The organism is Pseudomonas sp. GR 6-02, from assembly GCF_001655615.1.
In the GTDB taxonomy this organism is placed as follows: Bacteria; Pseudomonadota; Gammaproteobacteria; order Pseudomonadales; family Pseudomonadaceae; genus Aquipseudomonas.
This window is the reverse complement of the sequence record NZ_CP011567.1, coordinates 4,491,245-4,506,740: the sequence shown is the minus strand read 5'-3', so window position 1 is coordinate 4,506,740 and position 15,496 is coordinate 4,491,245. Positions and strand designations below refer to the sequence as shown.

General features: G+C 59.3%; 13 protein-coding genes. 11 read left to right on the top strand and 2 right to left on the bottom strand.

The window, feature by feature from the left end:
- Positions 1–17 precede the first annotated feature (17 nt).
- The 3 genes from acnD to prpD all read left to right on the top strand — a co-directional run bounded on the left by acnD (position 18) and on the right by prpD (position 5,479).
- Positions 18–2,612, top strand: coding sequence for a Fe/S-dependent 2-methylisocitrate dehydratase AcnD (acnD, locus tag PGR6_RS19660; protein WP_064619190.1), 2,595 nt, complete (start codon positions 18–20; stop codon positions 2,610–2,612).
- Positions 2,613–2,664: 52 nt separating this feature from the next.
- Positions 2,665–3,855, top strand: coding sequence for a 2-methylaconitate cis-trans isomerase PrpF (prpF, locus tag PGR6_RS19655; RefSeq protein WP_064619187.1), 1,191 nt, complete (start codon positions 2,665–2,667; stop codon positions 3,853–3,855).
- Between the two features lie 139 nt (positions 3,856–3,994).
- Positions 3,995–5,479 (top strand): 2-methylcitrate dehydratase, encoded by a 1,485-nt coding sequence (gene prpD, locus PGR6_RS19650; protein WP_018925254.1) that lies wholly within the window; start codon positions 3,995–3,997, stop codon positions 5,477–5,479.
- A 35-nt stretch (positions 5,480–5,514) separates the two neighbouring features.
- Here prpD and ppsR read toward each other — a convergent pair whose 3' ends face one another.
- Positions 5,515–6,333 (bottom strand): posphoenolpyruvate synthetase regulatory kinase/phosphorylase PpsR, encoded by an 819-nt coding sequence (ppsR, locus tag PGR6_RS19645; RefSeq protein WP_018925255.1) that lies wholly within the window; start codon positions 6,331–6,333, stop codon positions 5,515–5,517.
- Between the two features lie 174 nt (positions 6,334–6,507).
- Here ppsR and ppsA point away from each other — a divergent pair, with 174 nt between their 5' ends.
- The 8 genes from ppsA (at position 6,508) to PGR6_RS19605 (ending at position 14,640) form a co-directional block, all read left to right on the top strand.
- On the top strand, positions 6,508–8,883 hold the full coding sequence (gene ppsA, locus PGR6_RS19640; protein ID WP_064619183.1) for a phosphoenolpyruvate synthase: 2,376 nt from the start codon (positions 6,508–6,510) through the stop codon (positions 8,881–8,883).
- 95 nt (positions 8,884–8,978) lie between these two features.
- Positions 8,979–9,968 carry an alpha/beta fold hydrolase gene (locus PGR6_RS19635; protein ID WP_018925258.1) on the top strand — a complete coding sequence of 330 codons (990 nt, stop codon included), beginning with the start codon at positions 8,979–8,981 and terminating at the stop codon, positions 9,966–9,968.
- Between the two features lie 192 nt (positions 9,969–10,160).
- Positions 10,161–10,652 (top strand): ribonuclease E activity regulator RraA, encoded by a 492-nt coding sequence (rraA, locus tag PGR6_RS19630; protein WP_018925259.1) that lies wholly within the window; start codon positions 10,161–10,163, stop codon positions 10,650–10,652.
- Positions 10,653–10,689: 37 nt separating this feature from the next.
- Positions 10,690–11,685, top strand: a complete 996-nt coding sequence (locus PGR6_RS19625; protein ID WP_018925260.1) for a zinc transporter ZntB — start codon at positions 10,690–10,692, stop codon at positions 11,683–11,685.
- 63 nt (positions 11,686–11,748) lie between these two features.
- On the top strand, positions 11,749–11,997 hold the full coding sequence (locus PGR6_RS19620) for a hypothetical protein (protein WP_007940635.1): 249 nt from the start codon (positions 11,749–11,751) through the stop codon (positions 11,995–11,997).
- A gap of 2 nt (positions 11,998–11,999) precedes the next feature.
- Positions 12,000–12,824, top strand: a complete 825-nt coding sequence (locus tag PGR6_RS19615) for a mechanosensitive ion channel family protein (protein ID WP_007940637.1) — start codon at positions 12,000–12,002, stop codon at positions 12,822–12,824.
- Positions 12,825–12,910: 86 nt separating this feature from the next.
- Positions 12,911–13,501: an RNA polymerase sigma factor SigX gene (sigX, locus tag PGR6_RS19610; protein WP_017337463.1), complete on the top strand. Its 591-nt coding sequence runs from the start codon at positions 12,911–12,913 to the stop codon at positions 13,499–13,501.
- Between the two features lie 107 nt (positions 13,502–13,608).
- Complete coding sequence (locus PGR6_RS19605; RefSeq protein ID WP_018925262.1) at positions 13,609–14,640, top strand: OmpA family protein; 1,032 nt, start codon at positions 13,609–13,611, stop codon at positions 14,638–14,640.
- Between the two features lie 84 nt (positions 14,641–14,724).
- Here the strand turns inward: PGR6_RS19605 and cobA are convergent, their stop codons facing one another.
- Positions 14,725–15,489: a uroporphyrinogen-III C-methyltransferase gene (gene cobA / locus PGR6_RS19600; protein ID WP_064619181.1), complete on the bottom strand. Its 765-nt coding sequence runs from the start codon at positions 15,487–15,489 to the stop codon at positions 14,725–14,727.
- Positions 15,490–15,496: the final 7 nt, after the last annotated feature.

Below are 15,496 nucleotides of genomic sequence, written 5' to 3'. Positions count from 1 at the left end.
GTGACCGAGTCCTGACGATGAATACTGAATTCCGCAAACCGCTGCCCGGCAGCTCTCTGGATTATTTCGACGTCCGTGCGGCGGTCGATGCCATTGCACCCGGCGCCTACGACACCCTGCCGTACACCTCCCGCGTGCTGGCGGAAAACCTCGTGCGTCGCTGCGACCCGGCCACGCTCACCGATTCCCTGAAACAACTGATCGAGCGCAAACGCGACCTCGACTTCCCATGGTTTCCGGCCCGCGTGGTGTGCCACGACATTCTCGGCCAGACCGCCCTGGTGGACCTTGCCGGCTTGCGCGATGCCATCGCCCTGCAAGGCGGCGACCCGGCGCAAGTGAACCCGGTGGTGCCAACGCAATTGATCGTCGATCACTCGCTGGCCGTCGAGTCCGGCGGCTTCGATCCCAAGGCGTTCGAAAAGAACCGCGCCATCGAAGACCGTCGCAACGAAGACCGTTTCCACTTCATCAACTGGACCAAGAAAGCCTTCAAGAACGTCGACGTGATCCCGCCAGGCAACGGGATCATGCACCAGATCAACCTGGAGAAAATGTCGCCGGTGATCCAGGTGCGCGACGGCGTGGCTTTCCCCGATACCTGCGTCGGCACCGACAGTCATACCCCGCACGTTGATGCGCTGGGCGTGATCGCCATTGGCGTTGGTGGTCTGGAAGCGGAAAGCGTGATGCTCGGTCGCGCCTCGTGGATGCGTCTGCCGGAAAGCGTTGGCGTCGAACTCACCGGCAAGCTGCAACCGGGCATCACCGCCACCGACATGGTGCTGGCGCTGACCGAATACCTGCGCAAACAAAAAGTCGTTGGCGCATGGCTGGAGTTCTTTGGTGAAGGCGCGTCAAACCTCACCCTTGGCGACCGCGCGACCATTTCCAACATGGCCCCGGAATACGGCGCCACTGCGGCAATGTTCTACATCGACCAGCAGACCATTGACTACCTGAAACTCACCGGTCGTGAAGACAAGCAAGTGCAACTGGTCGAGAACTACGCCAAACAGACCGGCCTGTGGGCCGATAGCCTCAAAGGCGCGCAATACGAGCGCGGGCTGAGCTTCGACCTGTCCTCGGTGGTGCGCAACATGGCCGGCCCGAGCAACCCGCATGCGCGTGTCGCGACCTCGGATCTGGCTGCCAAAGGCATCTCCGGCCAGTGGGAAGACGTGCCCGGCCAGATGCCGGACGGTGCGGTGATCATCGCCGCCATCACCAGTTGCACCAACACCAGTAACCCGCGCAACGTCATTGCCGCCGGCCTGCTGGCGCGCAATGCCAACCAGCTTGGGCTGACCCGTAAGCCATGGGTCAAGTCGTCCCTGGCACCCGGTTCGAAAACCGTGGCGCTGTATCTGGATGAAGCCGGTCTGACCAAAGAGCTGGAGCAACTCGGCTTCGGCGTCGTGGCCTTCGCCTGCACCACCTGCAATGGCATGTCCGGCGCGCTGGATCCGGTGATCCAGCAAGAGATCATCGACCGCGACCTGTATGCCACCGCCGTACTCTCTGGCAACCGCAACTTCGACGGGCGGATTCACCCGTACGCCAAGCAGGCGTTCCTCGCATCGCCGCCATTGGTGGTGGCTTATGCCATCGCCGGCACCATCCGTTTCGACATCGAAAAAGATGTACTGGGCGTGGTCGATGGCAAGGAAATCCGCCTGAAAGACATCTGGCCGAGCGACGAAGAAATCGACGCGGTGGTCAAGGCCTCGGTCAAGCCGGAGCAGTTCCGCCAAGTGTACATTCCGATGTTCGCCGTCCACGAAGACACCGGCCCGAAAGTCACGCCGCTGTACGACTGGCGCGAGATGAGCACCTACATCCGTCGTCCGCCGTACTGGGAAGGCGCGCTGGCCGGCGCGCGTCCGCTCAAGGGCATGCGCCCGCTGGCGGTGCTGCCGGACAACATCACCACCGATCACCTGTCGCCTTCGAACGCGATCATGCTCGACAGCGCAGCGGGTGAGTACCTGGCGAAAATGGGCCTGCCGGAAGAGGACTTCAACTCCTACGCCACGCACCGCGGCGACCACTTGACCGCGCAGCGCGCAACCTTCGCCAACCCGAAACTGTTCAATGAAATGGTGCAGGAAAACGGCAAGGTCAAGCAGGGTTCTCTTGCCCGCGTGGAGCCGGAAGGCAAAGTGATGCGCATGTGGGAAGCCATCGAAACCTACATGGAACGCAAGCAGCCGCTGATCATCATTGCCGGTGCCGACTATGGCCAGGGTTCGTCCCGGGACTGGGCGGCCAAAGGCGTGCGTCTGGCGGGGGTGGAAGCGATTGCCGCCGAAGGTTTCGAGCGCATTCACCGCACCAACCTGGTGGGCATGGGCGTGTTGCCGCTGGAGTTCCTGCCGGGCACCAATCGTAAAACCTTAGGGATAGATGGCAGCGAAACCTATGACGTGATCGGCGATCGCACCCCGCGCGCGACGCTGACGCTGGTGATCAACCGCAAGAACGGTGAACGCGTCGAAGTGCCGGTGACCTGCCGCCTCGACACCGCCGAAGAAGTGTCGATCTACGAGGCCGGCGGCGTGTTGCAGCGTTTCGCTCAGGACTTCCTCGAAGAATCGGCGGTTGCCGTTTAACACGACGAGCCGCGCGGGATTTCAAGTCCCGCGCTGGCCATACAGGATCAATATGGCTCACGCATCTCAGATAAAAATCCCTGCCACCTACATGCGCGGCGGCACCAGCAAAGGCGTGTTCTTCAGCCTCAAGGATTTGCCCGAAGCGGCGCAGATGCCAGGCACCGCCCGCGATGCCTTGTTGCTGCGCGTGATCGGCAGCCCCGATCCGTACGAGAAGCAAATCGACGGCATGGGCGGCGCGACGTCCAGCACCAGCAAAACCGTGATCCTGTCGAAAAGCATCAAGGCCGATCACGACGTCGATTACCTGTTCGGTCAGGTCGCCATCGACAAACCTTTCGTCGACTGGAGTGGCAACTGCGGCAACCTGTCGGCGGCGGTCGGTTCGTTCGCCATCAGCAATGGCCTGGTGGATGCCAGCCGCATTCCGCACAACGGTGTGGCGGTGGTGCGCGTGTGGCAGGCCAACATCGGCAAGACCATCATCGCTCATGTACCGATCACCAATGGCGAGGTGCAGGAAACCGGTGATTTTGAACTCGACGGCGTGACCTTTCCGGCCGCCGAAGTGCAGCTCGAATTCATGGATCCGGCGGCGGAAGAAGAGGGTGGCGGTGGCTCGATGTTCCCCACCGGCAATCTGGTGGACGACCTTGAAGTGCCAGGTGTCGGCACGCTCAAGGCTACCCTGATCAACGCTGGCATCCCGACCATATTCATCAACGCCGAAGACATCGGCTACACCGGCACCGAGTTGCAGGGCGCGATCAACAGTGACCTGGAGGCTTTGGCAATGTTCGAAACCATCCGCGCTTACGGTGCGCTGCACATGGGGCTGATTGAACACCTGGATGAAGCCGCCAAGCGCCAGCACACGCCGAAGGTCGCGTTCGTCGCCCCACCTGCGGATTACATTGCGTCCAGCGGCAAGAAAATCGCAGCCGCCGACATCGACCTGCTGGTGCGCGCGTTGTCCATGGGCAAGCTGCACCACGCCATGATGGGCACGGCAGCGGTGGCGATCGGCACGGCGGCGGCGATTTCCGGCACCTTGGTCAACCTGGCAGCGGGCGGTATCGAACGCAACGCCGTGCGCTTCGGCCATCCGTCCGGCACCTTGCGCGTGGGCGCCGAGGCCGCAAAGGTCAACGGTGAGTGGACGGTGAAAAAAGCCATCATGAGCCGCAGTGCGCGGGTGTTGATGGAAGGTTATGTCCGGGTGCCGGGGGATTGTTTCTAACCTCAATCCAGGCATACACAAATCCCTGTGGGAGCGCCGCTCCCATAGGTGATGCATTTCCAAAACAAGAGTGTTGTACCGACTGAGACTACCCTGAACCGAGGTCCCATCAACGAACCACTTCAAGAGTGAATCGAACATGAGCGCCAACGTCGACCTGAACACCCGCCCCGACTACGACACGGTTCTGCAGGACATCGCCGACTACGTCCTCAATTTCAACATCCAGTCGCCCGAGGCGCTTGATACTGCCCGCAATTGCCTGATGGACACCCTCGGCTGCGGCTTGCTGGCGCTGCGTTTCCCCGAATGCACCAAACACCTGGGTCCTATCGTCGAAGGCACTGTCGTCCCCTTCGGCGCCCGCGTGCCCGGCACCAGCTATCGTCTCGACCCGGTCAAGGCCGCTTGGGACATCGGTTGCATCGTCCGCTGGCTCGATTACAACGACACCTGGCTCGCCGCCGAATGGGGCCATCCGTCCGATAACCTCGGCGGTATTCTCGCGGTGGCCGACCACCTGTCGCAAAAGCGCCTGGCCAATGGCGACGCCCCGTTGACCATTCGCGCTGTGCTGGAAGCCATGATCATGGCGCACGAGATTCAGGGCGTGATCGCCCTGGAGAATTCGTTCAACCGCGTCGGTCTTGATCACGTGATTCTGGTGAAAGTCGCCTCGACCGCCGTCACTGCCAAACTCATGGGCGCCAATCGCGAGCAGCTGCTGTCGGCGTTGTCCCATGCCTTTGCCGACGGCCAGGCGCTGCGCACTTACCGACATGCGCCGAACGCCGGATCGCGTAAATCCTGGGCGGCCGGAGACGCGACCAGTCGGGGCGTGCGTCTGGCGGACATTGCGATGCGTGGTGAGATGGGCATCCCCGGCGTACTGACCGCCAAGCAATGGGGTTTCTACGATGTACTGTTCAGCCACACCAACAACGACCTGGGGCTCAAGCCTGAAGGCAAGCGAGCTTTCAGTTTTTCCCGGCCGTTCGGCAGCTATGTGATGGAAAACGTGCTGTTCAAGATCAGCTTCCCCGCCGAGTTCCACGCGCAAACGGCCTGCGAGGCTGCCGTCACCCTGCATCCATTGGTCAGGAATCGCCTGCATGAAATCGACAGGATCGTTATCACCACCCACGAATCAGCGATCCGCATCATCTCCAAGGTCGGCCCGCTGGCCAACGCTGCGGACCGCGATCACTGCCTCCAGTACATGACCGCCGTACCTCTGGTATTCGGCAATCTGGTGGCCGAGCAGTACGAAGACGACTTCCACGCCGCGCACCCGATTATCGATGTGCTGCGCGACAAAATGGTCATTGTCGAAGACCCGCGTTTCACCCGCGAATACCTGGAGGCGGACAAACGCTCCATCGCCAACGCGGTACAGGTGTTCTTCAAGGACGGTTCCAGCACCGATAACGTGATGGTGGAGTACCCGATCGGTCATCGCCGGCGCCGTGCCGATGGCATTCCGTTGCTGGAAGACAAGTTCAAGGTCAACCTGACGACGCGCTTCACGGCTCAGCGAAGCGCCGAGATCCTTGCGCTGTGCAAGGACCCGGCAGCACTTGAAGCGACGCCGGTGAACCGGTTTGTGGATTTGTTTGTGATCTAGCTGGCCGCGAAGGCGGCATAACTGCCGCCGACTATCTACTTGAACCGCCGTTCCACACCTTTCTCCACCAGAATCTTCGCCGAGATCTCTTCCACGGAGAAATGCGTGGAATTGATGTGGGGAATGTTCTCGCGTCGGAACAGATTCTCCACCTCGCGCACTTCGAATTCGCACTGCGCGTAGCTCGAATAGCGGCTGTTGGGCTTGCGTTCGTTGCGGATCGCGGTGAGGCGGTCCGGGTCGATGGTCAGGCCGAACAGCTTGTGATGATGGGCGCGCAGGGCGGTCGGCAGTTGCAGGCGCTCCATGTCGTCTTCGGTCAGCGGATAGTTGGCTGCGCGGATGCCGAATTGCATGGCCATGTACAAACACGTCGGTGTTTTGCCGCATCGCGACACGCCTACTAGTATCAAGTCAGCTTTGTCGTAATAGTGCGTGCGGGCGCCATCGTCATTGTCGAGGGCGAAGTTCACCGCCTCGATACGCTCCATGTAATTGGAGTTATGGCCGATGGAGTGGGATTTGCCGACGGTGTAGGAAGAATGCTCGGTCAGCTCCTGTTCAAGGGGCGCCAGGAAGGTCGAGAAAATGTCGATCATGAAACCATTCGACGTTGCGAGAATCTCACGAATGTCCTGATTGACAATGGTGTCGAAAATAATCGGACGAAAACCATCGTTTTCGGCGGCTTTGTTGATTTGTTGTACCATGGCCCGCGCTTTATCAGCGTCGTCGATGTACGGTCGTATGATTTTGCTGAAGGTAATGTTTTCGAACTGCGCCAGCAGGCTTTGGCCGAGGGTTTCGGCGGTAATGCCGGTGCCATCGGAGATAAAGAAAGCAGATCGTTTCATTTGCACCTTGGGCCTTAAGCTAGTGACGATTCTTGGATATAGTAGGCGCGATTTGTCGGCCACCGATGGCCCGCATTCTCACTTATTTTCCAGGTCCAGGCCATACAGCCGGCAAAGGCTCCCCCGAGTCGCCGGCTTCTGAGCTTTTCCAACACAGTTAGTGGAGAGATCACCTTGGTAGAGTACGTAGTTTCCCTCGATAAGCTCGGCGTCCATGATGTAGAGCATGTGGGGGGCAAGAACGCATCCCTGGGCGAGATGATCAGTAACCTTGCAGGCGCCGGTGTATCGGTGCCAGGTGGCTTTGCCACGACAGCTCAGGCTTATCGTGATTTTCTGGAACTGAGCGGCCTGAACGATCAGATCCATGCCGCCCTCGACGCCCTGGACGTCGATGATGTAAACGCCTTGGCCAAGACCGGCGCCCAGATCCGTCAATGGATCATGGAAGCCGAGTTCCCCGAGAAGCTCAACGCCGAGATCCGCACCGCGTTCGCCACGCTGTCGGCCGGCAACCCTGACATGGCCGTGGCCGTGCGCTCTTCCGCTACCGCCGAAGACCTGCCGGACGCTTCCTTCGCCGGTCAGCAGGAAACCTTCCTGAACATCCGTGGTGTCGAAAACGTCATTCGCGCCGCCAAAGAGGTGTTCGCCTCCCTGTTCAACGACCGCGCCATTTCCTACCGCGTCCACCAGGGCTTCGACCACAAGCTGGTGGCCTTGTCGGCTGGCGTGCAGCGCATGGTCCGCTCCGAAACCGGCACCGCCGGGGTGATGTTCACCCTCGATACCGAATCGGGCTTCCGTGATGTGGTGTTCATCACCGGCGCCTACGGCTTGGGTGAAACCGTCGTACAAGGCGCGGTGAACCCGGATGAGTTCTACGTCCACAAAGGCACGCTGGAAGCCGGTCGCCCGGCCATCCTGCGTCGCAACCTGGGCAGCAAAGCCATCAAGATGATCTACGGTGACGAAGCCCGCGCCGGTAAATCGGTCAAGACCATCGACGTGGACAAGGCCGATCGTGCGCGTTTCTGCCTGACCGACGCCGAAGTCAGCGAGCTGGCCAAGCAGGCGATGATCATCGAGAAGCACTACAAGTGCCCGATGGACATCGAATGGGCCAAAGACGGCGACGACGGCAAGCTCTACATCGTGCAGGCCCGTCCGGAAACCGTGAAGAGCCGCACCCAGGCCAACGTCATGGAACGTTACCTGTTGAAAGAAACCGGCACCGTGCTGGTGGAAGGTCGCGCCATCGGCCAGCGCATCGGCGCCGGCAAGGTGCGGATCATCAAGGACGTGTCCGAGATGGACAAAGTCCAGCCGGGCGACGTGCTGGTTTCCGACATGACCGACCCGGACTGGGAACCGGTCATGAAGCGCGCCAGCGCCATCGTCACCAACCGTGGCGGCCGTACCTGCCACGCGGCGATCATCGCTCGCGAGCTGGGCATCCCGGCCGTGGTCGGTTGCGGCAACGCCACCCAGCTGTTGAAAGACGGCCAGGGCGTGACCGTTTCCTGCGCTGAAGGCGACACCGGTTACATCTTCGAAGGCGAACTGGGCTTCGACATCAAGAAAAACTCCGTGGATGCCATGCCGGAGCTGCCGTTCAAGATCATGATGAACGTCGGCAACCCGGACCGCGCCTTCGACTTCGCGCAACTGCCGAACGCCGGTGTGGGCCTGGCCCGTCTGGAATTCATCATCAACCGCATGATCGGCGTGCACCCCAAGGCGCTGTTGAACTACGGTGGCCTGCCGCAGGAAATCAAGGACAGCGTCGACAAGCGCATTGCTGGTTACAACGACCCGGTTGGCTTCTATGTCGACAAACTGGTCGAAGGTATCAGCACCCTGGCGGCAGCGTTCTGGCCGAAAAAGGTCATCGTGCGTCTGTCGGACTTCAAGTCCAACGAATACGCGAACCTGATCGGCGGCAAACTCTACGAGCCGGAAGAAGAAAACCCGATGCTGGGTTTCCGTGGCGCTTCGCGTTACATCAGCGAATCGTTCCGTGACTGCTTCGAGCTCGAATGCCGCGCCCTCAAGCGCGTGCGTAACGAGATGGGCCTGACCAACGTTGAAATCATGGTGCCGTTCGTCCGTACCCTGGGCGAAGCGAGCCAGGTGGTCGATCTGCTGGCTGAAAACGGTCTGGCCCGTGGCGACAACGGTCTGCGCGTGATCATGATGTGCGAACTGCCGTCCAACGCGATCCTGGCTGAAGAGTTCCTCGAGTTCTTCGACGGTTTCTCCATCGGCTCCAACGACCTGACCCAGCTTACCCTGGGCCTGGACCGTGACTCCGGGATCATCGCGCACCTGTTCGACGAGCGTAACCCTGCAGTCAAGAAGCTGCTGGCCAACGCCATTGCCGCGTGCAACAAGGCCGGCAAGTACATCGGTATCTGCGGTCAGGGCCCTTCGGACCACCCGGACCTGGCCAAGTGGCTGATGGAGCAGGGCATCGAAAGCGTTTCGCTGAACCCCGATTCCGTACTGGAAACCTGGTTCTTCCTGGCTGAAGGTCAGGCTTCGGCCTGATGGTGTGAGTGAAAGGGCCGATCTGTGATCGGCCCTTTCAGAGATTCAAGTAGGGCGGGCTCCTCTGGATGCCGCCCTTTTTTGTGCAAGAGCATATGCAAAGTAGCAGCAACCTATTTCCTGTCGCCCTGATCAGCGCCGAGCGGCGCGGCGATCTGAGCGAAGACGTCTATCGTTTGAAACCCGGCAACAGCCCCGACGGCACCGTTGAGCTGGCTGTGACACGCCTGGGCCTGGCCGATGAGCCGGCGGTGCGTGGCGTGCCGGTGATTCTGCTGCATGGCAGTTTTTCCAATCGGCGGTTCTGGTTTTCTCCCAAAGGTTTGGGCCTGGGCGCTTACCTGACGCGTCTGGGATTCGATGTGTGGATTCCGGAAATGCGTGGTCACGGCCTGTCTCAGCGCAACCAGAACTATCGCCAGAACAGCGTCGCCGACTATGCGCGTTACGATTTGCCGGCCATTGGCGCGTTCGTGCGCGAGCAAAGCGGCCAGATCCCGCACTGGATCGGCCATTCGCTGGGCGGCATTACCCTCGCCGCGGCGTTGGGCGGCCAGTACCTGGGCGAGCCCGCCGTGGCTTCCGCGGCGTTTTTCGGCACGCAAGTCAGCCGTACTTACTGGCCGTTGAAGTTTCCACCGGTGGAGTGGAGCGGGCGCTTCATTCTCAAGCGTTTTGCCCAACTGTCGGGCTCTCGGCTCAAGCGCGGCCCGGAGGACGAGCCGATAGGCCTGGCCCTGGAAAGCATGCGTTGGTACGGGCTGTTCGGCCGCTTCGGCGATGCCGACAAAGACTGGTGGGCGGGTTTGGCCGAGGTGCAATTGCCGGTGCTGGCCGTGAGTGCCGCGGGCGATCATCAGGACCCGACCTGGGCCTGCCATAAGCTGTTCGATCAAGTCGGCTCCGAGCACAAGCAGTTCATCACCCTTGGCCGCGAGCAAGGCTTTGGCGATAATTTCGGTCACGTGGAAATGCTGGTCAGCAAGGCTGCGCAGGCTGAAGTCTGGCCGTTGGTGGCTCGCTGGCTGGCGGATCAACAGACGCCTTTACTGGGTGAAAAGCCGGATTTGGCCACAGCGATTTGAGCCTGATGCTCTAACAAGGGCATTTCTCTCTGGTCGGCTTGCGGCTAATATGTGACGCATTGAGTGGTTCTGGTCACTTTGAGTGATTGATGCGGTCGCTGTGTTCGTGCGTATGGAGCGATTTGCAACCGTCCAGCCTTGGCCCGAGTATGCTACATACTCGATTGTCTTCCTTGTTACAGGAGTTTCTCGATGAACCATTACCTCACGCCTGACCTGTGCGACGCCTATCCGGAGCTGGTGCAGGTGCTGGAACCGATGTTCAGCAATTTCGGCGGCCGTGATTCTTTCGGCGGCGAAATCGTGACCATCAAATGTTTCGAAGACAACTCGCGGGTCAAGGAGCAAGTCGAGCTCAAGGGCAACGGCAAGGTGCTGGTGGTCGACGGTGGCGGTTCCCTGCGCCGCGCGCTGTTGGGCGACATGCTGGCCGAGAAAGCCGCGAACAACGGTTGGGAAGGGCTGGTGATCTACGGTTGCATCCGCGACGTCGACGTCATCGCGCAAACTGATCTGGGGGTTCAGGCCCTGGCCAGTCACCCGATGAAAACCGACAGGCGCGGTGTTGGCGATCTCAACGTTGCCGTGACCTTCGCGGGCGTGACCTTTCACCCGGGCCACTACGTTTATGCGGACAACAACGGCGTGATCATCTCGCCAAGCCCGCTGAAAATGCCTGAATAAGCGCTGCCGGCTTTTTGTTTCAAGAATAGGGGTGAGGATGTTCGAGGAAGAAAACGCGCAGTGGGGGCTGGTGCATGCCCTGGTGCTGGACGGTAAAGGCGGTGCGCGTTCGATAGCCCGGACTGAACTCGATGACTTGCAGCTGCAGGCCCACGAAAGCCTGTGGCTGCACTGGGATCGCAGTCACCCGCAAACCCAGACCTGGCTGCGCAAATCCAGCGGGCTGAGTGAATTTAGTTGCGATTTGTTGCTGGAAGAGAACACCCGACCGCGTCTTTTGCCGCTGCCGGACTCTGAACTGCTGCTGTTTCTGCGCGGGGTCAACCTGAATCCGGGCGCGGAGCCGGAAGACATGGTCTCGGTGCGGATCTTCGGTTCGGCTCAACGGGTGATTTCCCTGCGTTTGCGGCCGTTGCGTGCCACCGAAGAGTTGTTGGTGCAACTGGCCGACGGCAAAGGGCCGAGAAGCGCTTCCGAGCTGATCCTGTATATGGCGCAATACCTTACCCATAAAGTGCAGGATCTGGTCGGCGACCTCTCGGAAGTTGTCGATGAGGAAGAAGAAAAGCTGGATGCCGACGAACGGTATACACCTGAGCATGGGGCTGTTTTGCAGATCCGCCGCAGGGCCGCTGGGCTGAAGCGTTTTCTGGCGCCGCAGCGGGATATTTTCGGTCAGCTGACGCGGATAAAACTGCCGTGGTTCTGCGAAGACGATGGCGATTACTGGAACGAATTGAACAACAGCCTGACCCGTTACCTCGAGGAACTGGAATTGACCCGGGAGCGCGTGGGGCTGGTCCTGGAGGCTGAAGACCGGCGTTTGAGCGTGCGCATGAACCGCACGATGTATCGCTTCGGGATCATCACCGGAATCTTTTTGCCGATGAGTTTTCTGACCGGTCTTTTGGGCATCAACGTCGGCGGTATTCCGTTCTCTGCCAACCCCTACGGCTTCCTGATCGCCTGCCTGTTGATGGTCTTGGTGGCGCTGGGGCAGTGGTGGTTATTCCGACGTTTACGCTGGGTCTGACGATGAGCCATGTGACCCGACCAAATCTAACCGCGTCTTTGACAGACATCACGAGAGGTGCGTATGCACGATCCGTTTGAACAGTCTTTGCGTGACATGCTCAAAGCATCGCCGTCCAGCCGTGACGACGATGCCTGTCTGGGGCGTGTACTGAAAACCGCCAACCGCCAGGTCGGTGCCGGCGATCTGTTCAGCCTTCTGGGCCGTTGGCTGCCCGCGCTGATGATCGCCCTGAATAACGGATCGGCCCATGTAGCGCCGGTTTCTCGTCTGCGTAAACCTACCGCCCGCACTGCTGATAAGGCTGATTGAATATGGAACTTGATCTCTGGACTCAGAGCCTCGTCACTGCAATGACTGCGTTGTGGACCAAAGTTGCGAACTTCATTCCGAACCTGTTTGGCGCACTGGTTGTGCTGCTGCTGGGTTTTGTCGTGGCCAAACTGCTGGACACGCTGCTCTCAAAATTGCTCGCCAAATTGGGCCTTGATCGCCTGATGGGTGGCACCGGACTGACCAAATTGCTGTCCCGCGCCGGCCTCCAGGTGCCTATTTCGACGCTGATCGGCAAAATTGTTTACTGGTTCGTCCTGTTGATTTTTCTCGTTTCTGCCGCAGAATCCCTTGGACTTGAACGAGTTTCGGCTACGCTGGACATGCTGGCGCTGTATGTTCCGAAAGTATTCGGCGCGGCGCTGGTGCTGCTGGTGGGTGTCTTGCTGGCGCAACTGGCCAATGGGCTGGTGCGTGGCGCGGCAGAAGGCGTAGGGCTGGATTACGCAGCAGGACTGGGGCGGATTGCCCAGGGCCTGGTTATCATCATCAGTATTTCGGTTGCGATCAGCCAGTTGGAGGTCAAGACAGACCTGCTCAACCACGTGATTGTGATCGTCTTGATTACCGTTGGTCTGGCGGTTGCGCTGGCCATGGGGTTGGGAAGCCGGGAAATTGCCGGTCAGATTCTTGCGGGAATCTATGTGCGAGAGTTGTATCAGGTTGGGCAACAAGTGCGTGTTGGCGAGGTCGAAGGGCAGATCGAAGAGATCGGCACGGTGAAAACCACGGTGCTGACCGACGAGGGTGAGCTAGTCTCTCTCTCGAATCGGATTCTCCTGGAGCAGCATGTGAGTAGCCGCTAACCCGGCAAATCCTGCTAATGTATGCCGCCGCAAAATGCCCTGAGGGGTTGCGGCGGACATTGACCTGACTGTCGGCCCGACTTGTTTTGAATAAAGCTCAATCGCTCTCCACGCGCTACGACCCCCGCGAGCTCTCTGATGAGGAGTTGGTCGCGCGCTCGCATACCGAGCTGTTTCACGTAACGCGCGCCTATGAAGAACTGATGCGGCGTTACCAGCGAACATTATTTAACGTTTGTGCACGGTACCTGGGGAACGATCGTGATGCAGACGATGTCTGTCAGGAAGTGATGTTGAAGGTGCTGTACGGCCTGAAGAACTTCGAGGGCAAATCGAAGTTCAAGACGTGGCTCTACAGCATCACGTACAACGAGTGCATCACGCAGTATCGGAAGGAACGGCGTAAGCGTCGCTTGATGGACGCTTTGAGTCTGGACCCCCTCGAGGAAGCGTCTGAAGAAAAGGCGCCGAAACCCGAGGAGAAGGGCGGACTTGATCGCTGGCTGGTGTATGTGAACCCGATTGATCGTGAAATTCTGGTGCTACGTTTTGTCGCAGAGCTGGAGTTTCAGGAGATCGCAGACATCATGCACATGGGCTTGAGTGCAACAAAAATGCGGTACAAACGCGCTCTAGACAAATTGCGTGAGAAATTTGCAGGCATTGCCGAAACTTAGTTTGGCGCAAATATCTCTTACGTGTAGGCAAGTTCTGATAGACTTGCCGCCGAGTTGTCCCCCGGTTTGCGGGACTGCTTCACAATCACCAGATGGGGATTTAACGGATGAAACTGAAAAACACCTTGGGCTTGGCCATTGGTTCTCTTATTGCCGCTACTTCGTTCGGCGCGCTGGCACAAGGCCAAGGCGCAGTTGAAATCGAAGGCTTCGCCAAGAAAGAACAGTACGACAGCGATCGTAACTTCAAGAACAACGGCAACCTGTTCGGCGGCTCGGTTGGTTACTTCCTGACCGACGACGTAGAACTGCGTCTGGCCTACGACGAAGTACACAACGTACGTGCAGATGATGGTCGCAACGTAAAGGGCGCTGATACCGCTCTGGACGCTCTGTACCACTTCAACAACCCAGGCGACATGATCCGTCCATACGTTTCTGCCGGTTTCTCGGACCAGAGCATTGGCCAGAACGGTTCGGGTCGTAACCGCTCCACTTTCGCCAACGTTGGCGGCGGTGCCAAGCTGTACTTCACTGAAAACTTCTACGCCCGTGCTGGCGTTGAAGCTCAGTACAACATCGACCAGGGCGACACCGAGTGGGCTCCTAGCGTCGGTATCGGTGTGAACTTCGGTGGCGGCTCCAAGCCTGCTGCTGCTCCAGTTCCAGCACCGGCTGAAGTTTGCTCCGACAGCGACAACGATGGCGTTTGCGACAACGTTGACAAGTGCCCAGACACCCCAGCCAACGTAACTGTTGACGCTGATGGCTGCCCAGCAGTTGCTGAAGTTGTTCGTGTTGAGCTGGACGTGAAATTCGACTTCAACAAGTCGGTAGTCAAGCCTAACAGCTACGGCGACATCAAAAACCTGGCTGACTTCATGAAGCAGTACCCATCCACCACTACTGTTGTTGAAGGTCACACTGACTCCGTCGGTCCTGACGCTTACAACCAGAAACTGTCCGAGCGTCGTGCAAACGCCGTTAAGCAAGTTCTGACCAACCAGTACGGTGTTTCGCCGTCCCGCGTTCAGTCTGTTGGCTACGGCGAATCCCGCCCAGTTGCTGACAACGCCACTGAAGCTGGTCGCGCTGTAAACCGTCGCGTAGAAGCGAAGGTTGAAGCTCAAGCTAAGTAATTAGCTCGCAGCTCAAGAAAAGCCCGGCTTAGGCCGGGCTTTTCTTTGTCTGCGATTTGGTGAAGAGGGAGTAATAGGTAGGGTTCAGGCTGATTGATCGGCCACCATCGCGGGCAAGTCGCGCTCCCACATCGATGAAGTTGCGCAGGCTGCCACGGCACCGATCACCAGGATCGCCGGGCTCTTCAACTGAAAGCTGAGGGCATCCTCTTCCATCGCTGTCAGGTCGCTCCGACATTCCCGTTGGTGCGGCAGCGAAGCGTTTTCGATCATCGCCACGGGTGTATCGGCTGCCATTCCGCCGGCCAGCAATTGTTCGCGGATTTCACTGAGTTTCGCCACGCCCATGTAGATCACCAACGTGGTTCCGCCTTGAGCCAGGGCCTGCCAGTTCAGGCTACTGTCATCCTGAGTGTGCGCCGTGACCAGTGTCACGCCACGGGCGACACCCCGCAGCGTCAGTGGAATATCACATTGGGTCGCGCCGGCAAGGCCAGCGGTGATGCCATTGACCAATTCAACCTCGACCCCTCGTTCACGTAACCACTGCGCCTCTTCACCGCCGCGTCCGAAGATGCACGGATCGCCACCCTTGAGCCGCACCACGCATTTGCCGTGGCGGGTATAACGCAGCATCAGGCGATGAATGAAGGCTTGAGGCGTGGAGCGACAGCCGCCGCGCTTGCCCACGGGAATAATTCGCGCATTCGGGCAATGCTCCAGTACCGCAGGATTGACCAGATCGTCGATCAACACCACGTCCGCTTCGCGCAACGCACGAACCGCCTTGAGGGTCAGCAATTCCGGATCGCCGGGACCCGCACCCACCAGCCAGACTTTTGCGCTCATAGTGTTT

Bases quoted from the DNA above. Each gene is read 5' to 3' on its own strand.
- acnD (WP_064619190.1), top strand. From the start codon at position 18: ATGAATACTGAATTCCGCAAACCGCTGCCCGGCAGCTCTCTGGATTAT.
- prpF (WP_064619187.1), top strand. From the start codon at position 2,665: ATGGCTCACGCATCTCAGATAAAAATCCCTGCCACCTACATGCGCGGC.
- prpD (WP_018925254.1), top strand. From the start codon at position 3,995: ATGAGCGCCAACGTCGACCTGAACACCCGCCCCGACTACGACACGGTT.
- ppsR (WP_018925255.1), bottom strand. From the start codon at position 6,333: ATGAAACGATCTGCTTTCTTTATCTCCGATGGCACCGGCATTACCGCC.
- PGR6_RS19635 (WP_018925258.1), top strand. From the start codon at position 8,979: ATGCAAAGTAGCAGCAACCTATTTCCTGTCGCCCTGATCAGCGCCGAG.
- rraA (WP_018925259.1), top strand. From the start codon at position 10,161: ATGAACCATTACCTCACGCCTGACCTGTGCGACGCCTATCCGGAGCTG.
- PGR6_RS19625 (WP_018925260.1), top strand. From the start codon at position 10,690: ATGTTCGAGGAAGAAAACGCGCAGTGGGGGCTGGTGCATGCCCTGGTG.
- PGR6_RS19620 (WP_007940635.1), top strand. From the start codon at position 11,749: ATGCACGATCCGTTTGAACAGTCTTTGCGTGACATGCTCAAAGCATCG.
- PGR6_RS19615 (WP_007940637.1), top strand. From the start codon at position 12,000: ATGGAACTTGATCTCTGGACTCAGAGCCTCGTCACTGCAATGACTGCG.
- PGR6_RS19605 (WP_018925262.1), top strand. From the start codon at position 13,609: ATGAAACTGAAAAACACCTTGGGCTTGGCCATTGGTTCTCTTATTGCC.
- cobA (WP_064619181.1), bottom strand. From the start codon at position 15,489: ATGAGCGCAAAAGTCTGGCTGGTGGGTGCGGGTCCCGGCGATCCGGAA.